Genomic DNA, 346 nt, shown 5'->3' on the forward strand with positions numbered 1-346 from the left:
GCCGCGCCCAGCACCACATCGCAACAACGGGGATCGACCAGTCGGGCAACCGGGGTCGTGTAGGCGGTAAGGCAGACGATCGGCGTCCCACCCTTTCGCGCACGAATATCCGGCGGCGTTACCGCCCTTGTATCAGCAACCACACTCAAAGAGGGCTCCTTCCCTTGCGTCAACAATCGTGCGGTGTCGCGTGTGGCATATTTTTGTGCAGGTGCGAAGAACTAATTTGCCACGCACGTGAGTTGACGCGCTGACGGTTATTGGTGAGAACAAAATTCAATCGGTTCAGCTACTTCTTGGCTTACCCAAGCACATCAGAGATCATGAGCGATCGCGCAAAAGGGAC

The 346-nt window shown here is 56.4% G+C and carries 1 pseudogene; it reads right to left on the reverse strand.

Annotated features, from left to right (window positions below):
* Positions 1-149: pseudogene (locus EN861_RS36560) on the reverse strand (3-methyl-2-oxobutanoate hydroxymethyltransferase); the annotation flags it as partial.
* Positions 150-346: the final 197 nt, after the last annotated feature.

Source organism: Mesorhizobium sp. M8A.F.Ca.ET.218.01.1.1 (assembly GCF_004791165.1).
In the GTDB taxonomy this organism is placed as follows: domain Bacteria; phylum Pseudomonadota; class Alphaproteobacteria; order Rhizobiales; family Rhizobiaceae; genus Mesorhizobium.